The organism is Oculatella sp. LEGE 06141 (assembly GCF_015207605.1).
GTDB lineage: Bacteria > Cyanobacteriota > Cyanobacteriia > Elainellales > Elainellaceae > Oculatella.
Map to the genome: position 1 here is coordinate 47,592 of NZ_JADEWO010000013.1, position 19,108 is coordinate 66,699.

Sequence of the window (19,108 nt, forward strand, 5' to 3'; positions counted from 1 at the left end):
TCTCTAGACGGAGACCGTTCGATTTTAACTTTTGAACGGTTCTATTCTGGCATCATGTTTGGTTTCGCTCCAATGTGTAGGTCAGGGTTTACCATTCCAACATCGTTGGCGATCGCCGCCACTTGGGTTTCATTCTCCATTCCTGTCATCATTCAGTATGGAAGGCTACATTGTTTCGCTGATTATCTTTACAGCCACTTTTGCGCTGTTTGGCTTGGGGCTAAATTTGCAGTGGGGCTATACCGGGCTAATCAATTTTGGCCATGTTGCGTTTATGGCTGTAGGTGCCTATACCACCACTCTGCTGAGCTTATCCGGTGTGCCGCTAATTCTGGCTACCGTGCTCGGTGCTGGGTTGGCGGCTGCGTTAGGGTTACTGATTGGTCTATCCACACTGCGGTTACGAGAAGATTACCTGGCGATCGTCACCATTGGGGTGTCCGAGATGCTGCGGCTCGTGGCGGTCAACGAGGAGTGGCTCACCCGTGGAACCTTCGGCATCCAGCGATTTCCTCTGCCGTTGGCTACCCTTAACCCCAGATTGCCCGTCCGGGTGGGAATGGTCATGGTGCTAACGCTGGTTGTTGGACTTGGCTTTTGGCAGGTGTGGGTGTGGCTACAGCAGCGGTTGAAAGGGGTTCCCCGACAGGCAATTACAACCAGTTCCCTGGCGATGTTGGGCTACCTGGGTTCATTAGGGCTGCTGCTGTATGGCGTTGGTGTTGGCGCAAGCCAGCTCAAAATCAGCGATCTGCCCGATTGGGCGTTGGGTCTGGGGCTGTTGATAACGGTGATTGGTATTGGCTGGGTTTATCTTTGGTTAGGCGATCGCGTCTTATCACAGTTACCAGGCGCAACCGCTGGACTGGCTGTCGCTTCCGGTGCCTTCTGTCTGGTGTTTGGCGTATGGATTTATCGCTTTGCTGCCAGTGCCTTGTACCACTACTCTCGCAATCCATCTAAAACAGGGCTGATGTTTTTGTCGGTGCTGCTGGTGGCGATCGTGTTTTGGGCACTGCAACGTCTGGTGCGATCGCCCTGGGGGCGGGTCTTAAAAGCGATTCGTGAAGATGAGGAAGTCGCCAAAGCGCTGGGTAAGCCTGTGTTCTGGTACAAACTACAGTCGTTAATGTTAGGTGGTTTTATTGCAGGTCTAGCAGGTGCGCTGTATGCATGGCAGCTCACCACTGTCTATCCCGATAACTTTCGACCGCAAATTACATTCAACGCCTGGACGATCGTTGTGCTGGGTGGGGCTGGAAACAACGTTGGTACATTACTGGGGGCGGCTCTGTTCCTGACCTACGAAAACCTGACCCGTTTTGTCCTACAAGATATTATTCCCCTCAGCGACTCGCAGTTAGGAGCATTCCGTATCATGGTGATCGGGCTACTGCTCATGGTGCTGATGGTATGGCGACCGCAGGGCATTTTGGGCAAAAAGGAGGAATTGACCCTTGGTCGATAGTCATGGTCGTCAACCGCTTTTAGCGGCAAATGCACTGTCCAAAAGTTTTGGCGGTATTCGAGCCGTTGATAACGCCTCACTTGAGGTTTTACCGGGCAGCATCACCGGGTTAATTGGGCCTAACGGTGCCGGAAAAACCACACTATTTAATCTCCTCTGCCGTTTTGTTCAACCCGATAGCGGCCAAATTATTTTTGATGGCGTATCCATACAGCATTTGCAGCCGCACGACATTGCACAGCAGGGAATGGTGCGAACCTTTCAAGTAGCGCGAGTGCTATCAAAGCTCTCTGTGATGGAAAACATGCTGCTGGCGGCTCAGCATCAAGCCGGGGAGCGCTTTTGGAATGTATGGTTACGATCGAGCACGGTGCGCCAGCAGGAACGAGAACAGCGGGAGCAAGCCAGCGCCATTTTAGAATCCGTGGGCTTAGCGCACATGGCGCAGGACTATGCTGGAGCATTGTCGGGCGGGCAGCGCAAACTATTGGAAATAGCGCGAGCGTTAATGGTACGTCCCAAGCTGGTGTTGCTAGATGAGCCAGCGGCTGGAGTAAACCCAACGCTGATCAACCAAATTTGTGACCATATTCTGAGATGGAACCAGGAGGGGCTAACCTTTCTCATCATTGAGCACAATATGGATGTGGTCATGTCACTGTGCGATCGCGTCTGGGTGCTGGCAGAAGGACGCAACCTTGCCTCTGGAACACCAACCGAAATTCAGCAAAACGCGCAGGTTCTAGAAGCCTACCTGGGGCAGTAGGCTGGCATGTTCATCCAGGCTGTTTCGAGTCGGTCAAGTCTGGGCACTCTCTAATATAGAGGATGCAGGGCATTCATAAGCCTGGACTCAGTATTCATGCCGTCTGGTTTAACCGTTCAGCACTTCGCTTGAGTGGCAACCTGGCGATTCTCTGCGTACTGAGGCTAGTCGGTTGCTGGCTCAATCATGCTTTGAACAGAGCGTGTTTGATCACACTCACGCTGCGAGTAGTGCAGAGCGGTTTTCTGTCGCTATCGTGGCTTGAACCGAGAGAAATGTTCCCGTACTATTACGTAGCCAGCTAATGGTAGAGGTTGGTCTACTGGCCATGAACGGAGCCGTCATCTCAATCATCAAGGGTTCATAAAGCGCAGGTTCACTATCCGAAAAGAGTTCACCAGAACTTTATTCAAAACTACAGCCAATGAGGTGATACTCAGTCATTAAAATAACTCTATGGGATGGTTCTAAGGTGTATTCGATACGATTGGTAACTACGCAGATATACAGAGAACCGATATACAAAAAATTGGCTCCAAAAGCCCCACCTCAACGAAGTGGTTAAACGTTCTCTCCCTCAACATTCTGCAAGTGGTTTCACCTTTCGGTGTATCCCATTTTTTTGAGATGGTGATTCGGATAATCGGTTGCCATCAGCTTGATGTAAAAGCGCTCCAGTGATTGCCAGTCATGTCAATCAACAGCTTCTAGTCGCTTTGGGCGAAAGCTGGGTGTGAATATTTGTCGTTGTAGATCCTAAGCAGTGCGAGGTAGCAGGTGCTTCTGGTAATTTGCTCACAACTCCTAGAGTTTGATTGGGGTGCCCTGACGGTCAGTCGGCGCTGGGCAGCGTTTATCGATCATCCAATGTGATGGAGTCCAGCATGGCAGACTCTAACATTGGTCGCAGACTCATTAACCGCTATCAATTAGTCGGCTTGCTGGGGCAAGGGGCAATGGGGCGCGTTTATGAGGCCAGGGATATGCTGCTCGGAGGCGTGCCAGTCGCGGTTAAGTTTCTGGCTCAAGCCTTGATGAATCAGAAAATGCGCGATCGCTTTGAACGAGAAGCCATGACCTGCGCTCTGCTTGGACAAAGAAGCATTCATATCGTTCGCGTTACCGATTATGGGGTGGACGAAGGAGATGGGGTTCCGTTTTATGTGATGGAATACCTCCAGGGTGAGAGCCTCAGCCAGTTGATTAGCCGTCAGCCGCTCAGCTTACCCCGGTTTCTCAGCTTTTGCCGTCAAATTTGCCTGGGGTTGCAGTGTGCCCATCATGGCATTGTTATTGATGATGAGATTTGCCCAGTCGTTCACCGCGATGTCAAGCCCAGCAATATTCTGATCAGCCACGATACCAGCCTGGGAGAACTGGCTAAAGTCTTAGATTTTGGTATTGCTAAGATGTTGCAGGCCGATGGCGACCAAACCAGTTGCTTTATGGGAACCCTGGCTTACTCGTCGCCAGAACAAATGGAAGGGCGCGAACTGGATGCACGATCTGACATCTACAGCCTGGGTGTCATGATGTTTCAAATGCTGACGGGCAAGATGCCACTCTCTGCCGACACTCACAGCTTCGGTGGATGGTACAAGGTGCATCACTTTCAAGCGCCTCAGTCGTTTGAAACGGCCAATGCCAGTGTCCGCTTACCGAAAGCGCTGGAAAGTTTGGTGATGAGCTGTTTGGCGAAGTCTGCCGACGATCGCCCTCAAAACATTACTGAAATTTTGCGATCGTTAGAGCCGTTAGAACAACGGTTTGGTACCGGGCGGCAGATTGGGCAACGAATTGGAGCGGCTCTTTCTAAGCTGCCCGTAACTACAACGCCCAAAATGCCGAGTCAACTCTCGGCAGAAGAGGTTTGTCGGCTGGCATCCTGGCCGAGTAACATGCCTGTTGCTGAAATTGTGTTTCCGAAAGCACTGCCTACCAGTAAGGGCGTGTTGGCAACGCTGTGGGTCATGCTGCCCTCAGCCGAGGTAGACAAGCGGCTGGTTTGTACTCGCTACAACCAGTTTTTGTTTTCAGCCGCTCCCTATCCGCTGCTGCTCTGGTTGACCGTGCTCTACAGCCATCGACATGGGCCACGTTGGCTGCCGTGCTACTTAGACCTGAGGACAGCACAAGGACAGCAATTGTCGCAACTGTTAGGGCAATCCGGTGCCTACCGACTGCTGTTTTTCGCGTCTGAGGAGCCACAACGCTGTGCCCATGTTTTGACCTCTACGATCGCCCCGGCTCAGTGCAAAATGCTGCAAGATTGGGCGGTGATGGGTCGAACTGCGAGCGGCAACCTCCAGTTGAACGGAGTCAGTAAGGAACAAACGAAGGAACGCCTAAAGGCAGCCCTAGAGGAAATAAAGCCCAAAATCGTGATGAAGCTGCAATCTCTCTATGGCGATGAGGCCGATATCTCTAACTAAGTCCATCCGGGTGCAGGCTAGCTGCTTATGCCTTTGCCGGCGGAAAGTAGATCACCGGATGCCAGCTACGGCGCAGCAGTTCTCCAGTGAAACTGGGCACCGACCACTCAAATAGTTTGCCTAAACTGCCGGAAGACGTGGCGATCGCGCTGATGTCGTAGTCTCTAGCGGCGGTTAAGAGTTCTGCAATGGGGTTACCAGTGACCACCTCGGCCTCTACTTGCAGACCCAGAGTAGCCAGGTCTGTTTTCACCCGCTCTAGTTCTTCTTTGGCTGGCTTAACCTGATAATCCTTGGGCAATTCGCGGCGACGCACTTCCTCAACGACTCGATAAAGCAAACAGCATTCTAACGAGTTTTGCGGACGCTTTTCGGCGTAGCGCTTCACTTGCTGCACCAGATATTTAGATGTGTCGCTGCCGTCGTAGGGAATCAGGAAATAGCGAAACAGATGACGGCACCTTAGATCCAGTTCCTCCACTGTGTAGGTAGAGATTAACTGTGGCCGCAGGATCATAATCGGAGTGCTAAGGCGCTGGCACAGTTCCATCGTGGTACTGCCAAACAGCTTTTCACTGAGCAATGTGCGGCTGGCGGTGCCCAACAAAATGATATCAATCTCGTGCTTCTTGACTGTGTTAGCGATGTGGTCAACTGGTTTGCCCCGCTGGATTTCAACTGCAACTTCAATTCCGTCTGACTGTTGCTGTAGGGCAGGCGCAAATTTCTCTCGAATCCGTTCTACTTCGCTCTCGTCGATTCGAGGGATTTCCCGATCGTTTGATACTGGAATGCTGTGAAAAAAAGTGACCTTCTTAATGCCACCAGCAGCAAGGCTAGGAACAAAATCGACTAAACGGTGCAGACCATCTGAGAAATCTGTACAGATTAAAGCACTATGAAACATAAGCTAAAAGGTACTTAGGGCTGTGGGCAACACGCTCCTTCTAAACCCTAACATTCCTCAGGCAAACCGCGCTCGTTTTGGACTGACCTGCTTGTCAAACCGTTCTTGTGGTGTGGAGCAACTGTATAACGTCACAAGAAGAGCAAGCTGGACAGCTTTGTTTCATTAAGCAAACTATTCAATTGTGTATTCAGTTGTGTAAAAACTAGAGGTGCTAACGATGCAGGATATAGAGGTCGAGCCTGACCGAAAGGCCGGTTTAACTACTGGATCAATGCAGAGATTGGAGGGTGTGGAGCGATCGCAAATTCGTTGTTGCGACTGATGCGTTGGCTTAATAGTACGCGGTGAGCGGATGGTTGGTAAGTTGACGCCCCGGCATCCCCAGCCCATTTCCCCTTGAGAACACAGCAAGAGAGGGAGGTCGTCCACTTGGTGTGGAGTTATTCGAATTGAGGAGCCGTCTCAATTCCCCACTGATGCTTCAGGAAGTGCTTGTACATGGTTTCCCGCATCATCATCTGCTCGTAGAGCTTGACAAGGAAGTGTTGAGCTTGTTCACGACTCATTCGCTCAACCTGGGTTTCGAAAGACTTGAGGCTAAATTGCTGCTCAAGTGAGAGTTCAATAGGCTGGTTCATAGCTGACTCCGTGTTAGACAAGTGGAACAATCGTTAGCGGTCAGAATTTGGACATTCAGACCTGGAGCGCTTGGGGAATCTTGGTCTTGTCCCAGTATGCCCAGGTGAGCCTGACCGTGAACTTCATATTACAAAAGATAACAATCGTTTGACAAAATGCACACCCCCTAACTGAATACATCTTCAGGCAGAGCTTTTTCGGTCAGGAATATGATTTCTCCTTTTTTGTGCTGCTAAAGGTATAGGACTTTTTAGCAGGTTACAAATTGTAAAGATGTTCGTTGTAAACTGTTTTAATCAGCTATGGGAGAACGAATCTCCCTAAGCTAGACCTGGCGCTAATTTGCGATGGATAAACTTTCTGGTGGGATCACACCGATTGCTTTGTTGAGAAGTCCCATTCGACCGTTTGACCACTTTGTCTGCGGGCGTTACTCCGAAGGGGTATGGCTAGAAAATACGTAGATTCGTTGCATTTCAAGCTGCTGACAGATTGACGACGGCTTGATGGTTTCAACGGTTGAGTGTTTATCTAACCGAAATATTTGGCGATCGAGCTGAACTTGAAGGTTGTTCATGGGATCATGACCAGATGCGACCAAAAATTCGAGCTGTTGGACGGGTTGTAATGTGGTGATATCGTCTAAGATTTGAGCGATCGCCTTCACATAGGGATGGCCTGGATGGTCATACCAATCGGCTGCTGCAAGGCGAGGTTGGTCTAAGCCAAGGTGGAATATGAGCGACGAACGGCCAAACAGCGCGATCGCCACAGGACGGGCTTCTTCCTGTAGCAACAAATCATGTTCCTTGACCAGATGCCGCAATTTTTCCAGGCGTTCGTAGCGCTCGGTGGGCGATTGAGGATCGTCTTGCCACTGAATCGCCACCGTAATTAAATAGGTTTGCAGCAACAAGTGACCGAGCTTCTCGGCTTTGGTAGCCAGATATACTGAGTTGTGGGACGTGGTTTCGATCAGCAGCGGCACCCGATCGACCATGTCTAGTCCGTAGCCTTTCAAGCCTGCAATTTTGCGTGGGTTATTGGTAATCAAGCGGAACTGTTTAACCCCAACATCGTTGAGAATTTGAGCGCCCATGCCGTAGTTACGCTGGTCGGCTGAAAATCCTAATTTTTGGTTCGCCTCGACCGTGTCGAGTCCCATATCCTGCAACGAATAGGCTTTGAGCTTATTCACCAGCCCAATGCCTCGACCTTCCTGCCGTAGATAGACAACAACTCCGGCTCCGGCGTTCTCAATCATCTTCAGCGCTGCCTGTAGCTGCATCCGGCAATCACAGCGTAGCGACCCCAGCGCATCGCCCGTTAAACATTCGGAGTGGACGCGAACCAGGATCGGCGCATCTTTGAACGTAGCCGGATCGCCTTTAACAATTGCTAAATGTTCAGAGTTATCGAGCAGGTTTCGGTAGGCATACACCTGAAACTGACCGAACTGCGTTGGCAGTTGGGCGATCGCTTCTCGATGAATAAACCGCTCGTGCTGGAGTCGGTAGCTAATCAGGTCGGCAATGCTGATCAGTTTTAGGTGATGGGTTCTGGCATACTCAATTAGCTGTGGTAACCGCGCCATGGAGCCATCGGGGTTAGAGATTTCGCAAATAACAGCAGCCGGATACAGCCCAGCCAGCCGGGCTAAATCGACCCCAGCTTCGGTGTGCCCTGCTCGCTTTAGCACTCCCCCCTCTCTGGCTCGGAGCGGAAAGATGTGCCCTGGTCGGCGCAAATCGTTTGGCTTAGCTTCAGGGTTGATAGCAATTTGAATGGTTCTGGCGCGATCGTCTGCCGAAATGCCCGTTGTGACACCCAGATGAAGGGCGGCATCAATACTAACGGTAAAAGCGGTTTGCTCGTTGCTGTCTTCGTAAGCCTTGTTGCTCACCATGAGGGGCAAATCCAACTGATCGAGGCGATCGCCCATCATCGCTAAACAAATCAGACCACGTGCCTCAACAGCCATAAAATTAATCAGGTCTGGCGTGGCAAATTGAGCCGCGCAAATGACATCGCCTTCGTTTTCGCGATTTTCGTCATCGACGACAACCAGCGCTTTCCCGGCTTTGAGATCGGCTAAGGCCGCCTCGATTGAGTCAAATTCAAACGCCAGGGTGGAGGAGGTGAGAGGTGTATCCCCTTGAGAATGAAGCGGTTCCACGGGAAACGTTCCTAGCAACGATGGATCAATTAAGGTACGGGGGCAATGATAAACAGATCTCAAAAGTAAGGCATTTGCATCACTTGAACGGGTTTACAGACCCATTCTGTGTGCTGCGGCCTGGTATTGTAAATTTTCTTGAAGTTTATTTAGCTACTATTGTAGCTTGTTTGGCCTGGCAGCATGGCCTGATGCGGCTGCACAAAACCGTCCAGGTTGGCATAAATCGCTACATCAAGCCGCAACGGTTCAGTCTACAATTCAGCTTTTAGATGGACGTATATGGACGCAACAGACAGAATTAATCTATTGTATTTCTACTAAACTTCGTACATACCTTGCAGTGGTCAGGCATCATGGGTGATTCAGGACGCGTGCCAGTTGGAATTGTGGGAGCGTCTGGCTATGGGGGAGTGCAACTCCTGCGCCTCTTGCTAGATCACCCACGACTCGAAATTGCTTACCTTGGCGGTGATAGTACGGCGGGGAAAGCATTTTCTGATCTTTATCCTCATTTGGGGCACCGAGTTGAACAGTTGATTGAGCCGATCGACCTGGACGTGATTGCCGATCGCTGCCAGGTGGTGTTTCTCTCGTTGCCCAATGGGCTTGCGTGTACGATGGCTCCCTCGCTGCTAGAACGGGGCTGCAAGGTTTTAGATTTATCAGCTGATTACCGATTTCGGGATCTGGATACCTACCAAAGCTGGTATGCCGTCGAGCGTACCGATCACGCGGTGGCAGAAACGGCTATTTATGGCTTACCTGAGCTATATCGCGATCGCATTGCTGAAGCGCAGTTGGTGGGTTGTCCAGGGTGCCACGTTACGACCAGCTTATTGGCGATCTCTCCGCTCCTTAAACAAGGGCTAGTGGCTCCCGAAAGCGTCATCATTGACTCTAAAACCGGAACATCGGGGGGCGGACGGCAGGCCAAAGTCAACATGCTGTTGGCAGAAGCCGATCAATCCCTGGGAGCCTACAACGTAGCTGGACACCGGCATACGCCAGAAATTGAGCAAATCTGTAGCGAATTAGCCGGGCATGAAGTTTTGGTACAATTTACGCCGCACCTGGTGCCGATGGTGCGAGGCATTTTGGCCACCGTTTATGCCACTCTGCGTGACCCCGGATTGGTGCGCGACGACTTGTTGACTATCTACCAGGCGTTTTATCGCTCTTCGCCCTGGGTGCGAGTGTTGCCGAGCGGTATCTATCCGCAAACCAAGTGGGCTAGTGGTACAAACCTTTGCTATATCGGTATTGAAGTTGATCCGCGTACCGAGCGGGTGATTGTGATGTCGGCGATCGACAACTTGATGAAAGGTCAAGCAGGACAGGCGATCCAGTGTCTCAACATTATGATGGGATGGGATGAAACCTTAGGATTACCACAGCTCAGTTTCTATCCTTAGAAGGTGTAGAGACAGTTGATCTTAAAACGGTTGAGCTGAACAAAGCCCTCTGCACTGGAGCAGCCTTTTCAGAATTATTTTAATGCAATCAACCAATTCTTTTGGTTTTGCTTGACTTCAAAAGCGCTAACTGATTGCAGGAACTTGATAAAGGTTCCAGTTAGCTTCAAATCTTCTTTGATCACCGCGTTGATACTTTTCTTGTACTGTTTGTTAAACTCGGCACCTAGCAGCGTGACTGGAATATAACCTCCTGCTGATTTGGCAGGCTTCAACTGTTTCAAGAGTTGGAGCAGCAGGGTTTCTAAATCTTTCGCCGAATTAAGTTTGTCCAGCGTTTTGTTGGTTGAAGTTGAAGTGCCTAAAACAGCTTCTTGATCTGTTTGAGGTACTGTCGATGGGGCTATAAATAGTGAAACAAACGGTTCGGTTTGCCCTGGCGGTTGATGAACAACAAACTCTTCGGGATAGTCTAAAAGAAAATCTTTAACTTTCTTGCCGTCAGGATAATGAGCCGTTAGTGCCTGACTAATGGTTAGCTGATTTCGTTGGTGGAACAGTTGTGAGAGGCGAGAAACTTTGATCCAGGAACTGTTGGTTTGTTGGGTTTCTTCTTTGATCAGCGTTTTGCTCCAGCTCATTAGTGTCTTTAACGATAGTGTTTCTGCTTTTGGATAATAGGCTGTGCTTAGCCCTGTTTGAATATTGGTTAGGGTGATTTTCTCTCCTCGACGGTGGACAGAATAAACCGTCAGCCCGTGAACCTGTAAACGATTACGCAAATGATTGAAGTCTTGATCGGTGGCGCACACCAAAACTTCTTTAGCATTTGGGTATTGAGAGAAGATAGACGAACCGTATGCCGTCATCTCCATATCTGCGCTATTTTTGCGAGCCGGAACATGGATCATTTGATATCCACGTTTGTGAAAATCGGCATCCTTGTTGCCCATGCTTTTCCAATTTGCAAATGCAACTTTGACGCGAATTGGATAGGTACATTGCTCTGCTAAAAACGCTTCAACTTTGGAGTCGAGCGGCAAATTTTCGGCATCCAGTAAAAGAATAGCGATCGCCTCTTTTAGTGAATGGTTGTTAGCAGAAATGTCTTTGCTTTGCGGAGGAGGAGAAGTATTTGTAGAATGCTGAACTGCTTGATGCGTTGAATTGACGGATTGCACCATCAAGGCTTCGATTTGATTTAATAATAGTTGATAGCTGGATGATGTAAAAAAAACGGGAATCAATATTTGATGTAAGAAATGCTCCATCTGAGCTTTCAACGTGTTGTAAGTTTTGGCTGAACCCAGGGTTGCTGCCAATTTTCTGGTAAAAGCAACCTGATGTTGCTGGAGTGAAACGGTTTGATATTTCTCAACTAGCCAAAGGGGTTCTTTTTTTTGTACCGCAACGATCGCTTGATGAACCAACACGCTAATTTGTTCAACAACCGTCTTTTGATGCACCGTCGCTAAAGTTAGCTCTCTTTCCACATCGGTTTCATGTGCCACAGATTTCATATCAGCCCTCTCAGAAGGTTGGATATTAGCGTTGGCAAGCCTCTCGCCTGGCGGACGGCTTGTTGTCTAGAATTCACTATTTTGGTGAAACCCTATCAGCAGCACAGGCCATTTATCAAGTAGAGCGGAGTGTATTTGGAAACTTGAGTCGCTATTGAGCGTGAAACTCCATCTCGTTTCATAATGAGAGGAGACGCTTCACATTGCTTTACTATGGCGAGAGACCTGCGGGAATTCCTAAAACAGATTGAACAGCGAGGACAACTGCGGCGAATTAGCGCCTTAGTCGATCCAAATTTAGAAGTTGCTGAAATATCCAACCGAATGTTGCAGCAGGGTGGGCCAGCGCTGTTGTTTGAGAACGTGAAGGGTTCTCCCCACTCGATCGCCATTAACGTTATGGGAACCGTAGAGCGCATCTGTTGGGCGATGAACATGGAGCATCCCGAAGAGCTAGAAACGCTCGGCAAAAAGTTAGGGATGCTGCAACAGCCCAAGCCACCGAAGAAAATTTCCCAGGCGATCGAATTTGGCAAGGTGCTGTTTGATGTCGTGAGAGCCAAACCCGGTCGCGACTTTTTGCCACTGTGTCAGCAGGTGGTTATTAAGGATGATGAACTGGACTTGAACCAGGTTCCGATGATTCGTCCCTACTGTGGCGATGCCGGGAAAATCATTACGCTCGGTCTGGTCATTACCAAAGACTGTGAGACTGGAACACCGAATGTTGGGGTGTATCGGCTTCAGCTTCAGTCTAAAAACACAATGACGGTTCACTGGTTATCGGTACGGGGTGGCGCAAGGCATTTGCGGAAAGCGGCAGAGCGGGGCAAAAAGCTAGAGGTGGCGATCGCTCTGGGGGTTGACCCGTTGATCATTATGGCGGCGGCAACGCCAATTCCAGTTGACCTGTCGGAGTGGCTGTTTGCGGGGCTGTATGGCGGTTCTGGTGTTCACTTAGCGAAATGTAAGACCGTTGATTTAGAAGTTCCGGCAGATTCAGAGTTTGTGTTGGAAGGTACGATCACGCCTGGGGAAGTATTGCCGGACGGGCCTTTTGGCGATCACATGGGCTATTACGGCGGGGTTGAAGACTCGCCGCTGGTTCGCTTTCACTGCATGACCCACCGCCGCGATCCGGTCTACCTCACCACCTTTAGCGGTCGCCCGCCCAAAGAGGAAGCCATGATGGCGATCGCGCTAAACCGAATTTATACGCCGATCCTGCGGCAGCAAGTTTCAGAAATTGTGGACTTCTTTCTGCCAATGGAAGCGCTGAGCTACAAGGCCGCCATCATCTCGATCGACAAAGCGTATCCAGGTCAGGCTCGACGAGCAGCGCTGGCCTTTTGGAGCGCACTGCCGCAGTTTACGTACACCAAGTTTGTAATTGTGGTTGATAAATCAATTAATATCCGCGATCCGCGTCAGGTGGTGTGGGCGATTACGTCCAAGGTTGACCCGGTTCGAGACGTATTTATCTTGCCCGAAACGCCATTCGACACGCTGGATTTTGCCAGCGAACGGATTGGTCTGGGTGGACGCATGGGCATTGATGCCACAACAAAAGTGTCACCTGAAACTGATCATGCCTGGGGCGAGCCGCTGGAATCTGACCCTGATGTGGCAGCAATGGTAGAACGGCGATGGGCAGAATACGGTTTGGCTGATTTGTCACTGGGCGAGGTTGATCCAAACCTGTTTGGTTATGACATTCGATCGTGAGCCGAATCGGGTTGGTGTGGTTCACGGTTTGGGAACCTGGCTCAGCCGTTGAACAACTTACAGCAGTTCTCAATCGAGTCAGCCACCGTCTCGCCAAGATGGGGGTGGGGTGTAGTGTTTGGTGTGGGGTGGATGCCAATGGAAATGGCTGTAACTATGACGACCTGAGGCGGTTGAGCATGTGTTGCGCGATCGGAGGCGAGAAGAGGATCTGCACGCTAATCTTGAGGGCAACGATCGCCATCAGCCGGGTTCGCTTTAGCAGTAACGAGCCATCATAGCGGATAGCATTCAGCCAATAACGGGTGGCAGTGATGCTTCTCTGTCGTGAGGGCATTCCGTCGATCGCCTTGAAGGTTAGAAACAGGTATAACGTCGCCAAGCTGCGAGGTTTGAGAGCCTGAATGGCTTGAGGCGCACGCTGAAATTCACGATCGAGGATTTGACGGCAGGCTCGTTCCAACCGAACCACATTGGTAGACATAGAGCCAGGGGAGGCGCGATAGAGAATTTGGGGCGATCGCACCACGGCAAATTCGTAACGGGCGGCTAACCGCAACCCCATATCCCAGTCTTGAGCGGCTGGCAATGATTCATCAAAGCCGCCCACATTGGTCAATGCCTGCTTTTGCACCAACAGGTTCGAGCCGTTCTCTAAAAAGTTGCTGACCAGTAAATCAGCATACACGTTGCCACTGGGGCTTAAATGTCTGCCGTGCCGCACAAACTGCCCGCAGGTGTCGATCCAATCCGTCCAGCTATAGGCAACTGCCGCCTGGGGGTGCTGTTGCAGCGCATCAAGCTGCTTTTCTAGTTTGTCGGATGTCCAGAGGTCATCAGCATCCAAAAATGAAATGAATTCTCCCGATGCTTGAGCGATACCGCGATTACGGGCGATCGCCAATCCACCATTGGGATACGACAAGACCTTCAGGCGCGGATCGTGAATGCGATCGACTACATTCAGCGTGGCATCGTTCGATCCATCATTGATCACAATCACTTCAAGCGCGGTGATAGTTTGATCCAGGGCAGAGGCGATCGTGGCTTGAATCGTCTCGGCGGCATTGAACGCTGGGATGACCACTGAAACGAGTGGCATCATAGACTGCAACCCGCTTGCATTAGGGTGACTAAGGGTGGCTGACGCATCAGGAAAGACGGTTTTTTACGACATAAAAAGGACTCAGCACGCTGCCTAGAAAGAATTGCAGTTCAAAGGCGGCAATCAGGTTGGTGCTGAACTGTCCGCGATACCGGATCAGATGTAAGGCAATGCGGCGCAAATTTCCCAGTATGGTGCGGATGCAAATGATTGGAATTTGCCAGGGAGCGGCTGTTACCAAACGAAGCTGACAGGTTGCTAATCCAGTGCTACGGGCAAGAGTGAGCAGGTAGCCTCGTTCCAGTCGCTGGCGCGGAATTTGGTGGCTTAAATGCATGGTGGGGCAGTACCAAATTTCCCAGCCTGCTTTGTGTAAATGCAGTAGCGCTTCGTAATCTTCACCTGCCACGAGCGATCGCTGCCTGCGACCGCGTAGCCTGAGCTGTTTCGGCACATTCTGGTACCATGCCTGCTGACGCACGACCAGCCCTGCGCCGGGTGGTAATCTGAGCTGCCCCGGTTCAAACTGGCGAGAGGCACCTCCGGGATGACGAATGGCTAAAAATGCCTGAATGCGTTTGAACTGCTCTGGTGGCGGGACTTCAAACTCGCCGTGAATTTGCCCGCTAAATGCTCCGGCCTGGGGGTGGTCTTGTCCAAAGGCGTGGGCGTTAGCTATCCAATTGGGTGCGGGGAAGTTGTCGTCGTCTAAAAACGCCACAAATTCACCCTGCGCTTCTTCGATGCCCCGTTGACGGGCCGAAGCCAGTCCTTGCTTAGCCGCAAAACAATATCGGAGTGGGAAGGGATAGTCCCAATGGGTCTGATATGCCTGGACGATCGCGGCGGTGTTGTCGGTGCTGTTGTTATCGACGACCAAAATTTCCCAGGTCAACGGTTCGGGAGTCACTTGCGATCGCAACCGTTCCAGCACCAGCGGCAGACGAGTTGCTCCATTGTAGGTTGGCACTACTACTGTGAAATCAAGCCCCATAGCACCCCTCTCATCATTGGTTCATCCATCGGTTTACAAAGACTCCACCTCAGTTGTTGGCATTAACTGTGGCTCTCTACGGCGCAAATAGCCGTTGTTATGGAGGTAAAAAGGGCTAATGAGGCTACTGAGATATAGCTCTAACTCACAAACTGCCGCTAAATCTGTACGGATAGTGCGGCGATATTTAGCCAGATGAACTGCAACCTTGCGGAGGTCGTTAAGCATATAGACCACTCTCATCAACGGGCGATATTGCGGCTTAGTGCTGGCCATGCGAGTGGCATAACGGCTCAAGCCAATTCCGCGAAAGAACGACATCAGATAAGGCCGTTCAAATCGCCATTGAGGAATTTTGTGGGTGATGGTCATGTTGGGGTTGTGCCAAATTTCCCACGGCGATCGCTGCATATGAGCTAGAGCTTCTGTATCTTCCCCCGTCAGCATATTGCCAGTGACTCGACCGTTGAGAATCGTTTGTTCGGGTACGCAGTTCGTCCACGCCTGTTTGCGTATCACTAAGCCAGCCGAGGGTGGCAATATCTTGCGGGAACGTTTGTATAAAGAGGGAGTTGTCCCTCGTTGAATAATGGCGAAATAGGGAAGCAATCGCTTGAAGTGTTGAGGGGGTTCGACCTCAAACTCACCGTTAATGCGACTGCCGATCGCTCCGGCATTGGGGTTGGCATGGGCAAAGCGAACAGCGGCGGCAACCCAGCGGTCTGCCGGAAGATTGTCATCATCCAGGAACCCAATCAAATCGCTGCTTGCGGTTCGAATGGCACGTTTGCGTGCAAACGCAGCACCTTGCTCTGGTTCCAAGCAGTAGCGAAGCGGATACGGGAAATTGGCCTGATAGCGCTGAACTATCTCGCGTGTTCGATCGCTACTGTTATTATCGATGACCAAAATCTCCCAGGCCAGACCGTCTACATCAATTTGCGATCGCAGACACTCCAGCACGTCTGGTAAACGCTGCTCGCCATTGAAGGTGGGAATGGCTACGGTGAAATCGATCATCCTGATGAGGTTGCAAGCATACGTCTAAACAATACGCAGCTTCAATTTCGTCTGACCTCAGTGATTCTCTTCAAATCGTTTCGACTTTGCTAGAAAAACGCAAAAACCTCTGTAAACATGCGTAGGGTTGCGGCGCAACATGGCTATGGTAATCCGTTGATCCAGTTGGGGAATATGGACAGGCCAACGCTGCCTACGTATCGTTTGGTAGAAATGTTAATACAGCAGTTCTCAATCGAGTCAGCCACAGTCTCGCCAAGATGGGGTGGGGTGTAGTGTTTGGTGTGTGGTGAATGCAAATGAAAATGGCTGTAAGAAGGGAGCCGGAAACATAGACGTTTCCGGCTCCCTGAGAAGCTGTTTTAACCTTTAAAGCATCCCTGAGATTAGTTCATAGTTAACTTAACGAGTTCGGTGTTTGCCGAGGAGTTTGTCACGCAGGTGTTTGATGCGATCGCGGTACTTTGCCGCTTCCTCAAACTCCAGTCCTTTAGCCGCCTCCTTCATTTGCGCTTCAAGCTGCACAATCAAATTGGGGATATCTTCTAATGGCAAATCGTCGGCCTGCTCATAAACCGCTTCTAGCTCGTGGGCATTAAGCCGACGCGACACTTCCAAAAAGGCCAGAATTGAGTTGTTTTGCCGTTTCACAATCGGTTGCGGCGTAATGCCGTGTTTTTCGTTGTAGGCCAACTGTTTGGCGCGGCGATGCTCGGTGGTACTGATTGCTTTGGCCATACTGTCGGTCAGGTTATCGGCATAGAGGATCGCTTGCCCCTGAACGTGACGCGCGGCACGCCCAATGGTTTGGATGAGCGATCGCTCTGCCCGCAGGAAGCCCTCTTTATCGGCATCGAGAATGGCAACCAGCGAGACTTCTGGCAAGTCCAACCCTTCTCGCAACAGGTTCACACCGATCAATACATCAAATATGCCCTGGCGCAGGTCTTGCAGAATCTCAATGCGCTCAATTGAGTTGATTTCGGAATGTAGATAGCGAACGCGGACGTTATGCTCTTGCAGGTAGTCGGTCAAGTCTTCGGCCATCCGCTTGGTCAGTGTAGTGACCAGCGTTCGTTCTCCCCTGGTTGCCCGCGTTCTAATTTCACCCAGCAAATCATCAATTTGCCCTTCGGTTGGCCGGACAAAAATTTCGGGGTCTAACACACCCGTTGGCCGAATAATTTGTTCCGCAACCCGATCCTCAGAAATCTCTAGCTCCCAATCGCCCGGAGTGGCCGAGACAAAGACGCACTGGCTCACCTTGTCCCAAAACTCTTCTGCCTTCAGTGGACGGTTATCGGCGGCACTGGGGAGGCGAAACCCGTGATCGATCAAAACAATCTTGCGGGCGCGATCGCCGTTATACATGCCTCGAATTTGCGGAATGGTGACGTGAGACTCGTCAATTACCAATAGCCAGTCTTTAGGAAAGTAGTCAATTAAACATTCGGGTGGCGAGCCAGCAACGCGACCCGCTAGGTGACGGGCATAGTTTTCAACGCCGTTACAATATCCCACTTCCCGCAGCATTTCCAGGTCGTACCGGGTGCGCTGTTCTAGCCGCTGTGCTTCTAGCAGTTTATTTTCACCTTCTAGCTCCACAAGCCGCTGCTTTAGTTCCAGTTCGATCGCCTCACACGCTTCCTGTAATCGATCTTCTGGTGTTACGAAGTGGCGTGCTGGGTAAACGTTCACTGCGTCCATACTTTGCAGCGTTTCGCCTGTAATGGGGTCAATGTAGCGAATCGCGTCAATTTCATCGCCAAAGAATTCAATCCGAATCAACCGATCTTCATAAGCTGGCCCAATTTCCAGCACATCTCCTTTGACGCGAAACTTGCCGCGCCCCACTTCCAAATCGTTGCGATCGTACTGAACCGATGCCAGATCGCGCAAAACCTGCCGCTGGTTGACTTCCATCCCCACACGAAACGGAATTGAGGCGTTCAAGTATTCCGATGGAATGCCCAAGCCGTAAATGCAGCTAATGGAGGCCACCACGATCACATCTTTACGCTCAAACAGCGATCGCGTCGCCGAGTGCCGCAGCATGTCAATCTCTTCATTAATGGACGAGGTTTTGGCGATGTACGTGTCTGTGACTGGAATGTATGCTTCGGGCTGATAGTAATCGTAATAACTGATGAAATATTCAACAGCATTATCTGGAAAGAATTCGCGTAACTCGTTGCAGAGCTGCGCGGCTAAGGTTTTGTTATGTGCTAATACGAGGGTTGGTTTGCCAATGTTTTGAATCACACGAGCCATCGTGTGCGTTTTTCCGGTTCCAGTTGCCCCCAATAGGGTTTGAAAACGGTGCTTTTCCTGAAGCATTTTGGTGAGTTGAGCGATCGCTGTTGGCTGATCTCCCTTCGGTTCAAAGGGTGCCTGAATATCGAACTCTCCCATACTTGCCGCCTCTGATTAGAGATAAAGCCATACTTCTCTATGATGACGAATTTGCTCGAATTGTTGGCATCGCAAAAGACAGGTTGACCGAATCGAACAGTAGGGAAGGGCGATCGGTACAGATGGAATTTGTCTCACGTCTTCAGGTGTGGGTGGATTGTCGAATGGGGCGATCGTTGTTCAGCCAGCGTCCCTATTTCCCTTAACTCGTTTCAGTAATATTACTGAAGCGCTTTTACCGAAAAGATTAGCGTTCAGACTCTCTGGATAGCTGAACGCTGAATGTTTCACAGGGTGGACGCTGACCGCCGCCAGCCGCTCGCCAATATAACCCATGTGTGTGATTTCTTAGATTGGTATTAGGAGTTCTAATAAAACCAGATCGCTCCACGATAGTATCAGAACACCCGACCTTAACCTGGGTCGTTTGTATGGGTTTATACGTCGATTTGTTCGGTAAACAGTCTTTCGTAGAACAGTCTTTCGTAGAACAGTCTTCCGTCGCTATTCCAACCGTTTCTATTTT

At 50.5% G+C, this 19,108-nt stretch carries 14 protein-coding genes; 6 read left to right on the plus strand and 8 right to left on the minus strand.

The window, feature by feature from the left end:
* Positions 1–157 precede the first annotated feature (157 nt).
* The 3 genes from IQ268_RS11635 to IQ268_RS11645 all read left to right on the plus strand — a co-directional run bounded on the left by IQ268_RS11635 (position 158) and on the right by IQ268_RS11645 (position 4,666).
* Positions 158–1,468, plus strand: a complete 1,311-nt coding sequence (locus tag IQ268_RS11635) for a branched-chain amino acid ABC transporter permease (RefSeq protein WP_193878683.1) — start codon at positions 158–160, stop codon at positions 1,466–1,468.
* The gene (locus IQ268_RS11640) at positions 1,458–2,234 is read left to right on the plus strand and encodes an ABC transporter ATP-binding protein (protein ID WP_193878685.1); all 777 of its coding nucleotides are present in this window, start codon (positions 1,458–1,460) and stop codon (positions 2,232–2,234) included. The genes IQ268_RS11635 and IQ268_RS11640 overlap by 11 nt, the downstream gene beginning before the upstream one ends.
* Positions 2,235–3,118: 884 nt before the next feature.
* Complete coding sequence (locus IQ268_RS11645) at positions 3,119–4,666, plus strand: serine/threonine-protein kinase (protein ID WP_193878687.1); 1,548 nt, start codon at positions 3,119–3,121, stop codon at positions 4,664–4,666.
* A gap of 25 nt (positions 4,667–4,691) precedes the next feature.
* Here the strand turns inward: IQ268_RS11645 and IQ268_RS11650 are convergent, their stop codons facing one another.
* The 3 genes from IQ268_RS11650 to ribBA form a co-directional block, all read right to left on the minus strand.
* Positions 4,692–5,573 (minus strand): universal stress protein, encoded by an 882-nt coding sequence (locus IQ268_RS11650; protein ID WP_193878689.1) that lies wholly within the window; start codon positions 5,571–5,573, stop codon positions 4,692–4,694.
* Between the two features lie 443 nt (positions 5,574–6,016).
* Positions 6,017–6,214, minus strand: a complete 198-nt coding sequence (locus tag IQ268_RS11655; protein WP_193878691.1) for an NblA/ycf18 family protein — start codon at positions 6,212–6,214, stop codon at positions 6,017–6,019.
* A gap of 431 nt (positions 6,215–6,645) precedes the next feature.
* The gene (gene ribBA / locus IQ268_RS11660) at positions 6,646–8,391 is read right to left on the minus strand and encodes a bifunctional 3,4-dihydroxy-2-butanone-4-phosphate synthase/GTP cyclohydrolase II (RefSeq protein WP_339383266.1); all 1,746 of its coding nucleotides are present in this window, start codon (positions 8,389–8,391) and stop codon (positions 6,646–6,648) included.
* A 356-nt stretch (positions 8,392–8,747) separates the two neighbouring features.
* Here ribBA and argC point away from each other — a divergent pair, with 356 nt between their 5' ends.
* Positions 8,748–9,806 carry an N-acetyl-gamma-glutamyl-phosphate reductase gene (gene argC / locus IQ268_RS11665; RefSeq protein WP_193878693.1) on the plus strand — a complete coding sequence of 353 codons (1,059 nt, stop codon included), beginning with the start codon at positions 8,748–8,750 and terminating at the stop codon, positions 9,804–9,806.
* A 74-nt stretch (positions 9,807–9,880) separates the two neighbouring features.
* On the opposite strand, the gene IQ268_RS11670 is transcribed toward argC, so the two are convergent.
* A complete protein-coding gene (locus IQ268_RS11670) occupies positions 9,881–11,326 on the minus strand; it encodes an NYN domain-containing protein (protein WP_193878695.1) in 1,446 nt (481 codons plus the stop codon).
* A gap of 213 nt (positions 11,327–11,539) precedes the next feature.
* Here IQ268_RS11670 and IQ268_RS11675 point away from each other — a divergent pair, with 213 nt between their 5' ends.
* Positions 11,540–13,051, plus strand: coding sequence for a UbiD family decarboxylase (locus IQ268_RS11675; protein ID WP_193878697.1), 1,512 nt, complete (start codon positions 11,540–11,542; stop codon positions 13,049–13,051).
* A 154-nt stretch (positions 13,052–13,205) separates the two neighbouring features.
* Here IQ268_RS11675 and IQ268_RS11680 read toward each other — a convergent pair whose 3' ends face one another.
* From IQ268_RS11680 to uvrB, 4 genes are all read right to left on the minus strand, one after another.
* On the minus strand, positions 13,206–14,156 hold the full coding sequence (locus IQ268_RS11680) for a glycosyltransferase (RefSeq protein WP_228035277.1): 951 nt from the start codon (positions 14,154–14,156) through the stop codon (positions 13,206–13,208).
* Between the two features lie 46 nt (positions 14,157–14,202).
* On the minus strand, positions 14,203–15,150 hold the full coding sequence (gene hpsE / locus IQ268_RS11685; RefSeq protein WP_193878699.1) for a hormogonium polysaccharide biosynthesis glycosyltransferase HpsE: 948 nt from the start codon (positions 15,148–15,150) through the stop codon (positions 14,203–14,205).
* 33 nt (positions 15,151–15,183) lie between these two features.
* Complete coding sequence (hpsE, locus tag IQ268_RS11690) at positions 15,184–16,170, minus strand: hormogonium polysaccharide biosynthesis glycosyltransferase HpsE (RefSeq protein WP_193878701.1); 987 nt, start codon at positions 16,168–16,170, stop codon at positions 15,184–15,186.
* A gap of 402 nt (positions 16,171–16,572) precedes the next feature.
* Positions 16,573–18,582 (minus strand): excinuclease ABC subunit UvrB, encoded by a 2,010-nt coding sequence (gene uvrB, locus IQ268_RS11695; RefSeq protein WP_193878703.1) that lies wholly within the window; start codon positions 18,580–18,582, stop codon positions 16,573–16,575.
* A 2-nt stretch (positions 18,583–18,584) separates the two neighbouring features.
* Between uvrB and IQ268_RS11700 the strand changes: the two genes are divergently transcribed.
* Complete coding sequence (locus tag IQ268_RS11700) at positions 18,585–18,788, plus strand: hypothetical protein (protein WP_193878705.1); 204 nt, start codon at positions 18,585–18,587, stop codon at positions 18,786–18,788.
* Positions 18,789–19,108: the final 320 nt, after the last annotated feature.